A 14,881-nucleotide genomic window follows, 5' to 3' on the forward strand; every position below is an offset into this window, starting at 1 on the left:
TCACCTCCGAATAGGGTCATGAGGTGCCTCGTACCCGGCCCGGCCGCCCCAAACATCGGCGCCGGCCCATCCGGAATGTGCGAAGGCCCAGGTGGGCGAGGAAGCAGACGGGAAATCGGCATCTCCCTGGAGTGGCGCTGTGTTCGACGAGCAGCTGACGATCAACACCGAGCGGCTGGTGCTCCGGCCGTTCGGACCCCAGGACTCCGTCATGGTGCGGACGGTCATCAACGAGGGGGCGCACTCCACCGCGCTGCCGCCGGGCGCCCCCGGGCATCCGGCCGGGATACCGCAGTGGCTGTCGCAGGGCGTCCACGAGCTGTGGCGCTCCGGGCAGGGGATCCACCTCGCCATGGAGGCCTCCGGGGCCGTCGTCGGCGCGATCAGCCTGTTCAAGACGCAGTGGGGCGCCGCCACGTCGGAGGTGGGGTACGGCGTGCATCCGGCGCACCGGGGCCGCGGCTACGCCACCGAGGCGGTCAAGGGCCTCACCGGCCGCCTGCTCCGGGCGGGCGCCCTGCGCAGGATCGAGTTGCGGGCCAACGCCGACAACGTGGCGTCCATCCGGGTCGCGGAGAAGGCGGGCTTCACCCGTGAGGGGCTGCTGCGCGGTGCGGGGTTCGAGGACGACGGGCCGCACGACCTGGTGGTCTTCGGCATGCTCCGTGGCGACAGCCACGTGGAGCGCCGGTTGGAGAGCGAGCGGCTGATCCTGCGGCCGTTCGTCAAACGCGACGCCTTCGACCTGCTGTCCGCGGTGCGGGACGACGCCGAGATCGGCCGCTGGATGCCGTGGGCCGAGGGGTTCACCCTCGAGCGCGCGCTCGACTGGTGCACCCGCGTCGCGCACGCCGGAGGCACGGCCGTCGGCGGCAACTTCGCCATCGAGCCGCGGGAGGGCGGGCGCCTCGCGGGCGCCATCGGCGTCCAGCGCGAGGATCACGAGCGGGGCGACGCCGAGGTCGGCTACTGGATCTCGCCCTGGGCGAGGCGGCAGGGATACGCGGCCGAGGCGACCAGAACCGTCACCGAGCACCTGCTCGACGCGGGCTTCCACCGCGTCCACCTGCTGGTCGCGACCGGCAACCACGCCAGCCAGGCGGTCGCCAGGCGCGCCGGCTTCATCGAGGAGGGCATCCTTCGCCAGGCGCTTCCCATGCCTGGTGGACGGGCCGACGCCGTACTGTTCAGCGTGCTTAAAGGGGAAATTAAGTGAGAAAAGGTAAAAAATTTCCTCGCCACCTGGGCCTATCGGTCAAGAGGCGCCCATGATTGGGCCCGGAGGGTTATCCTCACGAGCCGGATCACGTCTCCGCAGGTCAAGGCATGGGAGATCAGTACATGAAACCGCCGCTGCTGCTCATCGGTCACGGTACCCACGATGAGACCGGCGTAGCCGAGTTCGGCAGATTCGTACACCGTCTCCGCTGTCGCCTCGACGCACTGCCCGCGGAGGTGACCGGCGGCTTCATCACCAACGCCCGTCCTCCGCTGAGCGACTCCGTCGCCTCCCTCGTGGCACGCGGGCACCACCACGTGATCGCGGTGCCGCTGAGCCTCACCGGCGACCGGTACGCCCTCGGCGACATCCCCGGCACGCTGGCGCTCGAGCAGGAGCGGCACCCGACGTTCGAGTACGACCTCGGCCGGCCGCTCGGCGCGGACCCCCGCGTGCTCGACATCCTCGCGGAGCGGCTCGCGGACGCCCGCGCGGAGATGCCCCGGCTGGTGACCGACGAGCCGGCGGAGTTCATCGCGCCCGCGGAGACGGCCGTGGTGCTCGTCGGCCACGGATCCGCCGACCCCGAAGTGAACGCCGAGGTCCACCGGGTCTCCCGGCTCTTCTGGGAGACGCACGCGCCCGACCTGCTCACGGTCGAGACGGCCTACGTCTCGCACACCCGCCCCGGGGTTCCCGGCGGTCTGGAGCGCTGCCGCAGGCTCGGCGCCAAGCGGGTGATCGTCCTGCCGTACATCCTGTTCGCCGGGGCGGTGCTCGAGCGCATCTGGGCGCAGGCCCTGGCCTACGGCGCCAACCACGAGGGTCTCGACATCCGCTGCGCCGAGGTCATCGGCGACTGCGAAGGTCTCGCGGACGTCGTCATCGACCGTTACGAGGAGGCCCTCGCCGGCGCGGATGATTGGTACGCGGCGCGGCGCTACCATGACATGCTCACGATCGAATCGCCCGCGCGCGCCGAGCTTGTCGTGTCCCCCGACGCCGAAGCCGGCGCCGAGCGCGAGCCCGGCATCGACGCCGAGCTCGAGGCGGAGTTCGACGCGGAGATCGAGCCTGGGCTCGATGCCGGGACGGGGATCCCCAGCGCCGTCTGAAGGAGTGAGCATGACCCTGCTCGACGCGACCGTCGCGGCCATCTGGCCGGTGGACCCGGTCGCGATGGCCGAGGCACGGACTCGTCAGGACCGTCTCACGAAGCCGCGGGGCTCCCTCGGCGTCCTCGAAGACGTCGCGGTACGGCTGGCCGGAGTCGCCGCGGCCTGCCCTCCGCCGATGCCCTCGCCCGTCGCGCTGGCGATCTTCGCCGCCGACCACGGTGTCCACGCCCAGGGCGTCAGCCCCTGGCCGCAGGAGGTCACCGCCCAGATGGTGGCCAACTTCGCCGCCGGGGGCGCCGTCGCCAACGCGTTCGCCGCGCAGGTCGGCGCCTCGGTGACGGTGGTCGACGTCGGGGTGGCCACGGATCTGACCCCGGTGCCCGGCGTCGTGTCCCGCAAGGTCGCGTACGGCACGGCGGACCTGTCCGAGGGGCCCGCGATGACGCGCGAGCAGGCACTCGAAGCCCTCTCCGCCGGCATCAGGACCGCCGGGGACCTCGTCGCGGCAGGCAACCGCTGCCTGATCAGCGGCGACATGGGGATCGCCAACACCACCGCCTCGGCGGCGCTGATCAGCCTGTTCACCGGCCGGGACCCGGCGTCGGCCACCGGACGCGGCACCGGCGTCGACGACGCCATGTACCAGCACAAGATCGACGTGGTCCGCCGCGCGCTCGCGGTCAACGGCTACGGGGAGGCGGGAGCCGTTCCCCAGGGGCAGGACTCCGTACTCGATGCGCTGGCGGCCGTCGGCGGGTTCGAGCACGCGGCAATCGCCGGGTTCATCCTCGGCGGGGCGGCGGCCCGGGTGCCCGTCATCCTCGATGGCGTGATCGCGGGAGCGGCCGCCCTCGTCGCGGCGGCGCTCGCCCCCGACGCGGCGGGCTACTGCGTCGCCGGGCACCGCTCGGCCGAGCCGGGCCACGCGGTCGCGCTCGCCCACCTCGGGCTCCGGCCCCTGGTCGACCTCGAGCTCCGCCTCGGGGAGGGCACGGGCGGGCTGCTCGCGCATCCGCTGGTCAGCGCCGCGGTGCGGGTCATGCACGACGTTGCGACGTTCGACTCCGCCGGGGTGGCGGACAAGGAGCGTTGACTCCCGGAATCGACCCAAGACCCGCTGGACTGCCGATAAGTCTCATCTGGTGAGTGCCGTCACAGGTCAACGGGTAGGTTTGCCTCTTAACAGACCACGCTTGACGCATTAGGGAGACTGGGGTCATGGCGCCCTACCTGCTCGGCCTCCGCCTCGACGGGCGGCGGGTACTCGTCGTCGGCGGCGGACACGTCGCCCAGCGGCGCGTTCCCACGTTGCTCGACGCCGGAGCGTCGGTCACCCTGGTCTCGCCGAGCGTCACGCCGGCGCTCGACGACCTCATCGCCGACGGCCGCGTGACGTGGGAGCGAAGGCCGTACCAGGTCGGCGACTGCGACGGCGCCTGGCTGGTGCACGCCTGCACCGACCATCGCGAGGTCAACACCGCGATCGCGGCCGAGGCCGACGCCAAGCGCATCTGGTGCGTGCGGGCCGACGACAAGGACGCCTCCGCCGCCTGGACCCCGGCCAGCGGCCGGGTCGACGAGGTGAGCGTGGCCATCACCGCCGGCGGGGACCCGCGGCGGGCTGCGGGTATCCGCGACGCCGTCGTCGGCGCCCTGCGGGACGGCACCGTCGACGCTCGCCGCCACCGCACCAAGCCCGTCGGCGTCGCGCTCGTCGGCGGCGGCCCCGGGGATCCGGGGCTGATCACGGTCAGGGGCCGCCAGCTGCTGGCGCAGGCCGACGTCGTCGTCGCCGACCGCCTCGCGCCGCGGGCCCTGCTCGACGAACTGCCGGCCGACGTCGAGATCATCGACGCCGCGAAGATCCCTTATGGCCGTGCACTCGCCCAAGAGAAGATCAACGAGCTGCTCATCGAGCACGCCCGCAAGGGCAAGTTCGTGGTCCGGCTGAAGGGCGGCGACTCCTTCGTCTTCGGCCGCGGCGGCGAGGAGATGATCGCGTGCGCCAGGGCCGGCATCCCGGTGACCGTGGTCCCGGGCATCACGAGCGCCGTCGCCGTCCCCGCCTCCGCCGGCGTCCCCGTCACGCACCGAGGGGTCAGCCAGGAGTTCCACGTGATCTCGGTGCACGTGGCCCCCGACGATCCCCGATCCACCGTCGACTGGCCCGGAATGGCGAGATCGCAGGGGACTCTGGTGTTGCTGATGGGAGTCGAGCGAATCGGGGAACTCACCCGGACCCTGATTCGAGACGGACGTTCGCCGGAAACTCCCGTAATGGTGGTACAGGACGGTACTCTTCCCACCCAGCGAGCTGTCTCCGCCACGCTCTCCACGGTGGCGGAACGAGTGACCGCAGCGGGGATACGTCCGCCTGCGATCGTGATCGTCGGCGAGGTCGTCAGAGTCGGCCAGGAGATCGAGATGGTGCGAGCGGAGCGGGTCCCGTGAAATCGGCTGCCAAGAACACGCCCGACCCCGAGGCGGCCGAGCAGCCCGGCGAGACCGAGGGGCCGGTCATCGAGGGCCGGCCCGAGACGCCGGGGGAGCAGTCCCTCACGTTCCGCTCGATCCGTGACGAGGATCCCGACGCGGACGACGCCGGGCCAGGGCGGGCGGAGCCCGAGGGCTCCACGCCGGACGCCGGCGAATCCGGTGAGTCCGGCTCTGAGAAGCCGGGCGCCGAGTCCAGTGCGGCGGAAGATCCGGACGTGACCCCCGGCGCCGAGGAGGGTGACGACGCCGCCCCTGTCTCCGCCCCGGACCCCGAAGCCGTCTCGGACCCTGACGCCGTTTTGGGCCCGGATGCCGGTGCGGGCGCAGGCTCTCCTGACGAGGGCGAGACTCCGTCGGACGCGCCCGACGCCACGGCCGAGGCGCCCGGAGGCACGGATCCTCCCGCCGAGCCCGCCGAGCCCGCCGAGCCCGCCGAGGCTTCCGGGGACTCGCGGGAGGAGCCCGGACAGGAGTCGGCCGACGCCGGTCCTCCTGCCCCGACGTCGTCCCCGATCGCCCCGCCCGTACGCGAGATGCCGTTGCCGGAACCGGTGTCGGCGGCGCTGACCGCCGCGCTCGCCCAGCTCCGCGTGGCCGTCAAGGGTCTGCACTTCGGCCTCGACGTGCCCGGAGCCGAGGAGGCGCGCAAGACCCAGGACGCCGTCCTGGCCCAGATCGACGACTACGTCATCCCACGCGTGCACATGAGCACGGCCCCCGCACTGATCGTCGTGGCCGGCTCCACCGGAGCGGGCAAGTCCACCCTGGTCAACACGCTGGCCGCGCAGAACGTGACGGCGACGGGCGTGCGCCGCCCGACCACCGGCACCCCGGTGCTCGCCTGCCACCCCGACGACTACGAGTGGTTCGCCAAGGGCGACCTGCTCGGTGGACTGACCAGGGTCGACAAGGTGGATGCCGACACTGGGCCGGACTCCGTCATGCTCGTCGCGACACCGCGGCTGCCCCAGGGCGTGGCGCTGCTCGACACACCGGACATCGACTCCGTCGTCGAGGAGCACCAGGACATCGCCCACCGCATGCTGGACGCGGCGGACCTGTGGGTGTTCGTCACCACCGCCGCCCGGTACGCGGACGCGCCGTCGTGGGGGCTCCTGCGCCGCGCGAAAGAACGCGGGGCGCGCCTGGTCATCGTCTTGTCCCGGGTACCCATGCGCTCCCGCGACGTCATCGTCAAGCACTTCGGCCGCATGCTCGACGAGTACGGCCTGGCCGACGTGGAGCGTTTCGTCATCAACGAGACGGCCGTCCGCGAGGGCAGGCTGGCCGACGAGGAGGTCACCGACCTCCGGCTGTGGCTGTCGGAGATGTCCGTCGACGACGAGCTCCGCGCCCAGGCCGTGCAGGCGACGCTGAACGGCGTGTTCGACAGCTTCAGAACCCGGCTGCCCGCCCTGGCCAGGCATCTGGAGACGCAGGTGGCGCTGCGCGCCGACCTGCGCTCCGACGTCGACTCGGCCTACATGGCCGCCCTCGCGGAGATCGACGAGGCGAGCCGGAACGGTTCGCTGCTCAGGGGCGAGGTGCTCGCCCGCTGGCAGGACTTCGCGGGCTCCGGCGATCTCATGCGCACCCTCCAGCTGCGGCGTGGCGGTAAGGCACAGCACAAGGGTCCCGAGCGGCTCCGGGCACTGAAGTCCGCCCTGCGCACAGGCCTGGAGTCGGTGATCACCTCGGCGGTCCAGCGGGCGGCGGAGGAGGTCGTCGTCCGGTGGCGTCAGCGCGCCGGAGCCGGGGACCGGCTCGCCGCCACCCCCGGGCTCGGCCGTCCCTCCGAAGAGGTCGCACGGCGGACCGTGCGGACCATCACTGCGTGGCAGGACCACGTGACCGAGCTGATCAGGACCGAGGGCGTCACCAAGCGGTCCGTGGCGAGGCTGGTCTCCTTCGACGTCGAGTCCCTGTCCCTGATCTTCACCGTCGGACTGCTCGGTTACGGCACCACCGACGTCTCGGTGGGCGCCGGCAACAGCGCCCTGCCGCAGCGGCTGCTGCGCGGGCTGCTCGGCGCGGAGTCCCTGCGCAACATCAGCGCCAAGGCGCGAAGCGACCTGCGCGCGCGGATCGGCCTGCTCTTCGACGAGGAGACCCTGCGCTACGTCGACGAGCTCGACAGCGCGGGGATTCCGGACGAGGCCGCCGCCACCCGGCTCTACCAGGCCACGTACAACCTCGAGGTCGCACGATGACTCCGGCGACGCTTCCCGGCACCACGGTGGGAGATCGATGAGCACTGTCAGCACCGCCGAGACGCGGCACGGACTGGGCACTCGGCTCGCCGCACTCTCCAAGATCGTCGAACTCGGCCAGGGCAGGATCGATCCCGCGCTCATCACCGAGGCCGCCCAACTGCTCCTGCGGGCGGGCGACCGCCTCAAGCTCTCTCCCGACCACACCGTGGTGGCTCTCGCCGGGGGAACGGGCAGCGGCAAGTCGTCCCTGTTCAACTCGATCTCCGGGCTGGAGCTGTCGCCCATCGGGGTGCGCAGGCCGACCACCGCCCGCACCCACGCCTGCGTGTGGGGCCTGGAGGGCGCCGGGCCCCTGCTCGACTGGCTGCAGATCCAGTGGCGGCACCGGTTCGCCCGGGCGAGCGCGCTCGACAAGGGCGAGAGCCAGCTTCACGGGCTCATCCTGCTCGACCTGCCCGACCACGACTCCATCCGGGCGCTCACCGACCCGGAGGCCAACCGGCTGATCCAGGTCGCCGACCTCGTCGTGTGGGTGCTCGACCCGCAGAAGTACGCCGACGCGTCCGTGCACCGGCGCTATGTGACCGACCTCGCCGGGAACGACGCCGTGACGGTCTTCGTGCTCAACCAGTCCGACCGGTTGAGCCACGAGGAACAGGCCGAGTGCGTCGCCGATCTGGAGGACCTGCTCAGGCGGGAAGGGGTGACCGACCCCCAGGTCGTCGCCACGTCCGCGCTGACGGGCAAGGGCATCGACGGGCTCAAGGCCGTGCTCGCCGGATCGGTGTCCACCCGTCGGGCGGCCTACCAGCGGCTGGAGGCCGACCTCGACCGGCTCATGGCGCGCCTGGCGAAGAACGTGCCCGACCTGCTGCACGTCGACCCCACGGTGGACGGCGCCCGCAAGGCCGGTCTGACCGACGCCCTGTGCGACGCCGTCGGCGTCTCGGCCCTCGGCGAGGCCATGGAGAACGTCTACGGGGTGCGCTCGGTCGACTGGGTCGGCTGGCCGTACGCGCGGTGGGCCGCGAAGTTCCGGCGCGACCCGCTGAGCAGCCTCAAGCTCGGAGCCGTGAAGGACGACATCCGCAGCCTCGTGGGCAGCGCGGTCAGCGCCCAGCCGGCCGAGGTGGACAACGCCGTCCAGGCCCTGGCGGACGGCCTCACGGCCGGGATGCCGGAGGTGTGGCAGAACGGGGTCCGTCAGGCGGCACGCGGGCGGTCGGTCCAGCTGCCCAAGGCGCTGTCCGGCGAGCTGTCCGAGGTGGCGCCGCCACTCGACCGGGTGCCCGGCTGGTGGTGGCTGCTGAAGATCTGGCAGTACCTCCTGGTCGTCCTCTTCGTGGCGGGGCTCGCGTGGATCGGCTCGATCCTGGCGTACGGCGTGTTCAAGACCGGCAGGCCGCCCATCGGCGTCCTGGGTGACGTCGGTGCCCTGCCCTGGGTGGGGCTGATGCTGGTCAGCGTCCTCGGCCTGGGCATCCTCTCCGCCGTGGCGAGCCGGAACTTCGTGATCCTGGGCGCGAGCAACGAGCGTGATCGCCTCGAGCGCGACATGCGCCGCCGGGTCACGACGGTCGCGCAGGAGACGGTCATCCAACCGGTCGAGCGTGAGCTGCAGCGCTACAACGAGTACTTCGCGGCGATCACCCAAGCCAAACGCTGACCCGCCCCACCCCTTCGGCCGTGATCATGCAGGGACCCGTTCGATCACATGGCGGAAGGCCCGCATCCGCCCCTGTCGGAATGCGGGCCCTCCGCTCGGTGCGCGTCGTACCGGTGCTCGTCGTACGGCCGGCACCGTCGTACGGCCGCGTGGGTCAGCCGTACGACGGTGCGAGGCGGATGGGAGATCCGGCCTCGTTCACCGGGCCTTCTTGCCGGTCCTCTTCGGAGGGGTGCCGCCCAGGCTGGTGAAGAGCTTGTCGGCGGCCGGTTGCTTCAACTCGATCCGGTTGGGATCGGGCTGAAACGGACGCCACGGAACAGTGACGAAATCGAAGTCCCGTGCCTCGACCCCGGCCAGGCTCTGGGCGATGCCGGCTATCTCCCGCACGCCGAGCGCTGGGGTCGTCTTGATCGCCTTGCTGGACTCACGCAGGAAGGCGTACATGCGGGCCGGATCGGTCAGCTCCGACTTGGCCTTCTTGAACATCGAGCCCAGGAACTGCTGCTGCCTCTCGATCCGGCTCAGGTCTGACCCGTCGCCCAGGTTGTGCCGGGCTCGCACGTAGGCCAGCGCCTCATCGCCCTTCACGAGATGCCTGCCGGCGGGCATGTCCAGACCTGCGTCCTTGTCCTTCACAGCCTTCGGCAGCGTGATCTCGACTCCGCCCAGGGCGTTCACGATGTTCTTCAACCCGGCGAACTGGACCTCCAGCACATGATCGATCCGGACGCCTGTCATGGACTCGACGGTCTTCTCCGCGCAGGAGGCGCCGCCCTCGGTGAACGCCGAGTTCACCAGGCCGAGATGGGTCGGGATGCCCGTTCCATGGGCATCCTTGCAGGCTGGGATCTGGACCATGGTGTCCCGCGGAACGGAGACGACCGTGATCTTCTTCCGGTCGGCGGGCATGTGCACGAGCATCATCGTGTCGCTTCTGGCTCCTAGTTTGTCGGGGCCTCCCACGACTGACACAGGTATGCGCCTGTCCACACCCAGGACCAGCAGGTTGAGCTCCTCTGACGCGACCGGCCGGGCGGCGGGATCGGTCACGGGCGCCTTCTCCGAGCGCGGGTGGACGATCATCGTCGGCACGACGATCGCGGCGGCCGTGACCACGGCGGCGAGCCCGATCAACCCCCAGCCGCGCATCAGACGGGGGACGCGGCGCCGTGGCCGAGCGCCTTCCAGCAGTCGCTGCCGCTGGCGTACGAGCGACGGCGGGGGTTCGTGCTCCAGGGAGCGCCCGAGGTCACGGAGCATCTTCAGATCGTCCATGTCAGTTCTCCTCGCGCATCGGGTTGCTGTCACCGAGCACCGAGCGGACTTTTCGTCTGGCCCGGTTGAGCCGGGACCGCACGGTGCCGATCGGCACGCCCAGCGCCTGGGCGACCTCCTCGTACGACAGGTCGCTCCAGGCGACCAGTAACAGGACGTTGCGATCCCTGGCGGCGAGACCGGCGAGGGCTCGGGCGAGCAGCGGGCGTGCCGCCCGTGCGGTCACCCCGGCGGCCACCCGGTCGTCATCGCTCTGGGCGACGTCCTCGATCGGGCTGCGCTGCAGGGCCCGGTAGTGCGCGGCCTCCGTCCGGCGATGCCGGGAGATGAGGTTGGTGACGATGCCGAACAACCACGGGCGGGCGTCGGCGTACGACAGGTCGTAACCCGACCTGCCGGCGAAGGCCACGAGGAACGTCTCTCCGACGAGGTCCTCGGCGATCTCCGGACCCACGCGCCGGGACACGTAGCGATAGAGCATGCCGGAATAGCGGTCGAACAGGACCGCGAAGGCCTCGGGCTCCGTCCGTGAGTCGGCGATCAGGTCGGAGTCCCGTGGTACGGCTGCGGTTTGAGCAGTCATCGCTGGCACCGTTGCATGAAACGCGGCCTTTCGTGGGCTATGGGGGACAACGATGTCTTGCCACTCCTGTCCGTTCGGGTTCACGGCCGTCCACAGCGTGCCCGAAATCCCCAGAACGACGTTCGGAAACGTGGAGATCACGACCGGCGGGCCACTGTGTCATCGGAGTCCGGCGAGTGCCCGGACCCTGGAAGGCGCGTCATGAGCGACATCTACGTCACGCTGAGCGGGAACGTCACCGACGACCCACGGCAGTACCAGTTCAAGGACGGCACCCGCGTCACCTCGATGCGGATGGCCGTCAACAGGCGGGTCCTCGACCAGCAGACCAACACCTGGCAGACCAGGGACACCACCTATTACACGGTTCGCTGCTACCGGGGCCTGGCCGACAACGTCCACCAGTCGATCGCCAAGGGCCAGCCGGTCGTCGTGTACGGCAGACTGCGGATCAAGCAGTTCGAGCGGGACGGGGAAAACCGGTTCTGGGCCGAGATCGAGGCCGTCTCCGTCGGTCACGACCTGAAATGGGGCATCGCCACGTTCGAGAAGCCGGCCCGGGCCTATGCCGGCGTCGCCGGCGACGACCGGCAGGGCATGGAGGACGCCACCAGGGAGTGGGAGCTCAGCGCGCCCGGAGCAGCCGTGGGCGCGCCTGCGGCGGTGGCCGCGCCTGCGGCGGCCGGAGTGACCGCACTGGGGGAGAGCGTGTCAGGGACGCGGGGAAGCGGTCTCTCGGAGGGGCTGAGGGCGTTGGAGGGCGGAGGGGCCGGAGTCGAAGGAGGAGGGGACGGTTCCGAGCGCTCTGAGATCGGCGAGGTCGAGGAGAACCATGAGGAGGAGGGGGACGACGGGGCAGCTGATTCCTGGCTCACGGGCACCCGAGCGGCGTAGCCGGGGGTTCGGTCATCCGACACTGTGGAGGGGCATCGGCCGTGCGCGGCCGGTGCCCACCGCTGGGGAGCTTCCGGGGATCGGCCGATGGCGACTTTCCGTGTCGCTGCAAGAGCACCAACTCAGGTCCAGGTAACACCCCGCACCATGGCTGCTCCTTTCCCAACAGCCCGCTCCGAATGGAACGGATTTCCACCAGATAGGTCTCCAGGCAAATCGCCGCAGACCCACCCCTAGGCCATCAGATGCAGATAGCCACCGTGCCAAGGTAGCGGTTCCCGTCGCGCGCCGCACACTCCGCAACTATTGTGTTACACATCGTGAGACGCCGTTTTGGTTGCGTTGGGGGGGCGGGATGACGGGGCCCAGTCATACCTCGGCCAAGCCGCGAGAAGCGATCCTCTCGCGGGGCCGGTGGCCCCTGCTCGCCCTGCCGCGCCCGCTCAAGATCTATCTCTGCGGGATCATCGCCCTCGACCTGGTCGCCATTTGCGTCATCGCGGCGCGGACCGACCTGCACGTCCATGATCTCCTGACGTTCGCGGCGCTGACGTTCTGCGGCGTGGTCTGCATCGAGGCGACGCGGCGGCTGGGCATGCCGGCCGGCGTCTCCCGTGACCTGCTGTCGGCCTGGTGGCTACCGGCGGCGCTCCTGCTGCCCCCGCTCTACGCCCTGCTCGCCCCGATTCCCCTGCAGTTCCTGCTGCAGACCCGCGTGCGGGCGACGGTCCTGTACCGGCGGGTGTTCAGTGCGGCGGCGATCGGCCTCTCCGCGTGCGCGGCGTCGGCGGCCTTCCACGGCTGGATCGGCGATCCGGTGCTGCTGAGCAGCGGCGGCGCCGGCCCGATCGCGGTCGCCGTCGCCTGCGCGATCCTGTTCACCGTCCTCAACACGGCCCTGATCGCGGTCGCCGCGCACACCGCCGATCCCAAGGGCCGCTGGAGCGCGGTCCTGTGGGATCGGGAGCGGCTCCTGCTCGACGCGGTGGAGCTGTGCCTCGGGGTGCTGGTCGCCGTCGTGTGCGGGCTCAACCTGTGGCTGTTGCTCCTGGTGCTCCCGCCCGTCGTGCTCCTCCAGCGCAGCCTGTTGCACGCCCAGCTCCAGGCGGCCGCCCGTACGGACCCGAAGACCGGGCTGCTCAACGCGGCGGCCTGGCAGCTGGAGGCGGACACGGAGATCGTCCGGGCGCAGCGGACCGGTGAGACGCTCGCCCTGATCATCATCGACATCGACCACTTCAAGCGGGTGAACGACACGCACGGGCATCTGGTCGGCGACCAGGTGCTGATCGAGGTCGCCGCAACCCTGCGGAGCCAGTTGCGTGAGTACGACGTCGTCGGCAGGTTCGGCGGCGAGGAATTCGTGGTCCTGCTCCCACGTGCCGACCTCACCGAGGCCCGCAGGATCGCCGAGCGTCTCCGGACCCGGGTGGGCCGGATGGCCGTGGCCGCCGACCATGTCATGGTGTCGGTCACCGTCTCCGCCGGCGTCGCCATCATGAACACCCACGGCGAGGATCTGATCGAGCTGCTCGCGGCCGCCGACCTGGCGCTCTACCGGGCCAAGGCCCTGGGACGCGACCGGATCTGCCTTCCGGCGACCCCGGCGCCCCCGCGTCAGCGCAGAGCGGACGGCACCACCGGCGCGATCCCCTAGTCTTAGGGGCATGCCGGAGTACATCTACACGTTGCAGCGCGTGCGCAAGGCGCACGGCGACAAGGTGGTTCTTGACGACGTCACGCTGTCGTTCCTGCCGGGAGCCAAGATCGGCGTTCTGGGCCCGAACGGCACGGGCAAGTCCACGCTCCTGAAGATGATGGCGGGCCTGGAGCAGCCCTCCAACGGCGACGCCAAGCTGATGCCCGGTTTCACGGTGGGCATGTTGCAGCAGGAGCCCCCGCTCAACGACGCGAAGACGGTCCTGGGCAATGTCGAGGAAGGCGTCGCCGAGACCAAGGCGATGCTCGACAGGTTCAACGAGATCGCCGAGCAGATGGCCACCGACTACAGCGACGAGCTCCTCGACGAGATGGGCAAGCTGCAGGACGCGCTGGACCACCGGAACGCGTGGGACCTGGAGAGCCAGCTCGAGCAGGCGATGGACGCGCTGCGCTGCCCGCCGCCCGACGCCGACGTGACCCAGCTCTCCGGTGGCGAGCGCCGCCGGGTGGCCCTGTGCAAGCTGCTGCTGGAGCAGCCCGACCTGCTGCTGCTCGACGAGCCCACCAACCACCTCGACGCCGAGAGCGTCCAGTGGCTGGAGCAGCACCTGGAGAAGTACCCCGGGACGGTCCTGGCCGTCACCCACGACCGGTACTTCCTGGACAACGTCGCGAACTGGATCCTTGAGCTCGACCGCGGCCGGTGCTACCCCTACGAGGGCAACTACTCGACCTACCTCGAGGCCAAGGCCGCCCGTCTGAAGATCGAAGGCCAGAAGGACGCCAAGCGGAAGAAGCGCCTGGAAGAGGAGCTGGAGTGGGTCCGCTCCAACGCCCGGGCCCGCCAGACCAAGAGCCGTGCCCGTCTCCAGCGCTACGAGGAGATGGCGGCCGAGGCGGACAAGTACCGCAAGCTCGACTTCGAAGAGATCCAGATCCCGCCGGGCCCCCGTCTGGGCACGACGGTCATCCGGGCCGAGAAGCTCACCAAGGGCTTCGACGACCGGGTGCTCATGGACGAGCTCTCCTTCGACCTGCCCCGCAACGGCATCGTCGGCGTCATCGGACCCAACGGCGTCGGTAAGACCACGCTGTTCCGCATGATCATCGGGGCGGAGACGCCGGACGCCGGAGCCATCACGGTGGGTGAGACCGTGAAGATCTCCTACGCGGACCAGAGCCGCGAGGGCATGGACCCGAAGAAGAACGTCTGGGAGGTCGTCTCCGACGGGCTCGACCACATCAAGGTCGGCAACGTCGAAATGCCGTCGCGGGCGTACGTCGCCGCGTTCGGGTTCAAGGGACCCGACCAGCAGAAGCCGTCGGGTGTCCTGTCCGGAGGCGAGCGCAACCGGCTCAGCCTCGCGCTGACGCTCAAGCAGGGCGGCAACGTCCTGCTGCTCGACGAGCCCACCAACGACCTCGACACCGAGACGCTCTCCAGCCTGGAGAACGCGCTGCTCGACTTCCCGGGCTGCGCGGTGATCACCTCGCACGACCGGTGGTTCCTCGACCGCATCGCCACCCACATCCTGGCGTGGGAAGAGGGCTCGAACTGGTTCTGGTTCGAGGGGAACTTCGCCGATTACGAGAAGAACAAGGTCGAGCGGCTGGGCGTCGACGCCGCGCGGCCGCACCGCGTCACCTACCGCAAGCTGACCCGCGACTAGGTCAGACGCGACTTAGGGAAGCGCGCCGCACGTGGGTTCACGGCCGGGACGTCCATCGTCCCGGCCGTAACCGTTTCCGGCC

At 70.5% G+C, this 14,881-nt stretch carries 11 protein-coding genes; 9 read left to right on the forward strand and 2 right to left on the reverse strand.

All coding sequences use genetic code 11. The annotated features are described in order from the left end of the window. Window positions 1-139: 139 nt before the first annotated feature. The 6 genes from Pph01_RS26650 (at window position 140) to Pph01_RS26675 (ending at window position 8,712) form a co-directional block, all read left to right on the forward strand. Window positions 140-1,216, forward strand: a complete 1,077-nt coding sequence (locus tag Pph01_RS26650) for a GNAT family N-acetyltransferase (RefSeq protein ID WP_204075909.1) — start codon at window positions 140-142, stop codon at window positions 1,214-1,216. A 125-nt stretch (window positions 1,217-1,341) separates the two neighbouring features. After that, window positions 1,342-2,334, forward strand: coding sequence for a sirohydrochlorin chelatase (locus tag Pph01_RS26655; RefSeq protein WP_204075910.1), 993 nt, complete (start codon window positions 1,342-1,344; stop codon window positions 2,332-2,334). 10 nt (window positions 2,335-2,344) lie between these two features. Further along, window positions 2,345-3,430: a nicotinate-nucleotide--dimethylbenzimidazole phosphoribosyltransferase gene (cobT, locus tag Pph01_RS26660; protein ID WP_204075911.1), complete on the forward strand. Its 1,086-nt coding sequence runs from the start codon at window positions 2,345-2,347 to the stop codon at window positions 3,428-3,430. Between the two features lie 125 nt (window positions 3,431-3,555). Beyond that, complete coding sequence (gene cobA / locus Pph01_RS26665) at window positions 3,556-4,788, forward strand: uroporphyrinogen-III C-methyltransferase (RefSeq protein ID WP_204075912.1); 1,233 nt, start codon at window positions 3,556-3,558, stop codon at window positions 4,786-4,788. After that, window positions 4,785-7,043, forward strand: a complete 2,259-nt coding sequence (locus Pph01_RS26670; RefSeq protein ID WP_239117035.1) for an AAA family ATPase — start codon at window positions 4,785-4,787, stop codon at window positions 7,041-7,043. Before cobA ends, Pph01_RS26670 begins: the two co-directional genes overlap by 4 nt. Window positions 7,044-7,080: 37 nt before the next feature. Next, a complete protein-coding gene (locus tag Pph01_RS26675) occupies window positions 7,081-8,712 on the forward strand; it encodes a P-loop NTPase family protein (RefSeq protein WP_204075913.1) in 1,632 nt (543 codons plus the stop codon). 198 nt (window positions 8,713-8,910) lie between these two features. Here Pph01_RS26675 and Pph01_RS26680 read toward each other — a convergent pair whose 3' ends face one another. Continuing rightward, on the reverse strand, window positions 8,911-9,990 hold the full coding sequence (locus tag Pph01_RS26680) for an LCP family protein (protein ID WP_204075914.1): 1,080 nt from the start codon (window positions 9,988-9,990) through the stop codon (window positions 8,911-8,913). 1 nt (window position 9,991) lies between these two features. Then, a complete protein-coding gene (locus Pph01_RS26685; RefSeq protein ID WP_204075915.1) occupies window positions 9,992-10,573 on the reverse strand; it encodes an RNA polymerase sigma factor in 582 nt (193 codons plus the stop codon). Window positions 10,574-10,774: 201 nt separating this feature from the next. Here Pph01_RS26685 and Pph01_RS26690 point away from each other — a divergent pair, with 201 nt between their 5' ends. From Pph01_RS26690 to ettA, 3 genes are all read left to right on the forward strand, one after another. Continuing rightward, window positions 10,775-11,467 (forward strand): single-stranded DNA-binding protein, encoded by a 693-nt coding sequence (locus Pph01_RS26690; protein ID WP_204075916.1) that lies wholly within the window; start codon window positions 10,775-10,777, stop codon window positions 11,465-11,467. Window positions 11,468-11,822: 355 nt separating this feature from the next. Then, window positions 11,823-13,124, forward strand: a complete 1,302-nt coding sequence (locus Pph01_RS26695; protein WP_204075917.1) for a GGDEF domain-containing protein — start codon at window positions 11,823-11,825, stop codon at window positions 13,122-13,124. A gap of 10 nt (window positions 13,125-13,134) precedes the next feature. After that, entirely contained in the window at window positions 13,135-14,799 is a 1,665-nt protein-coding gene (ettA, locus tag Pph01_RS26700; RefSeq protein WP_204075918.1) for an energy-dependent translational throttle protein EttA, read from the forward strand. The last annotated feature ends 82 nt before the right edge of the window (window positions 14,800-14,881 follow it).

This window comes from Planotetraspora phitsanulokensis (genome assembly GCF_016863295.1).
Taxonomy (GTDB): domain Bacteria; phylum Actinomycetota; class Actinomycetes; order Streptosporangiales; family Streptosporangiaceae; genus Planotetraspora; species Planotetraspora phitsanulokensis.

Coding starts and splice junctions, on each gene's coding strand:
- Pph01_RS26655 (WP_204075910.1), top strand. CDS start 1,342: ATGAAACCGCCGCTGCTGCTCATCGGTCACGGTACCCACGATGAGACC.
- cobT (WP_204075911.1), top strand. CDS start 2,345: ATGACCCTGCTCGACGCGACCGTCGCGGCCATCTGGCCGGTGGACCCG.
- cobA (WP_204075912.1), top strand. CDS start 3,556: ATGGCGCCCTACCTGCTCGGCCTCCGCCTCGACGGGCGGCGGGTACTC.
- Pph01_RS26675 (WP_204075913.1), top strand. CDS start 7,081: ATGAGCACTGTCAGCACCGCCGAGACGCGGCACGGACTGGGCACTCGG.
- Pph01_RS26680 (WP_204075914.1), bottom strand. CDS start 9,990: ATGGACGATCTGAAGATGCTCCGTGACCTCGGGCGCTCCCTGGAGCAC.
- Pph01_RS26685 (WP_204075915.1), bottom strand. CDS start 10,573: ATGACTGCTCAAACCGCAGCCGTACCACGGGACTCCGACCTGATCGCC.
- Pph01_RS26690 (WP_204075916.1), top strand. CDS start 10,775: ATGAGCGACATCTACGTCACGCTGAGCGGGAACGTCACCGACGACCCA.
- Pph01_RS26695 (WP_204075917.1), top strand. CDS start 11,823: ATGACGGGGCCCAGTCATACCTCGGCCAAGCCGCGAGAAGCGATCCTC.
- ettA (WP_204075918.1), top strand. CDS start 13,135: ATGCCGGAGTACATCTACACGTTGCAGCGCGTGCGCAAGGCGCACGGC.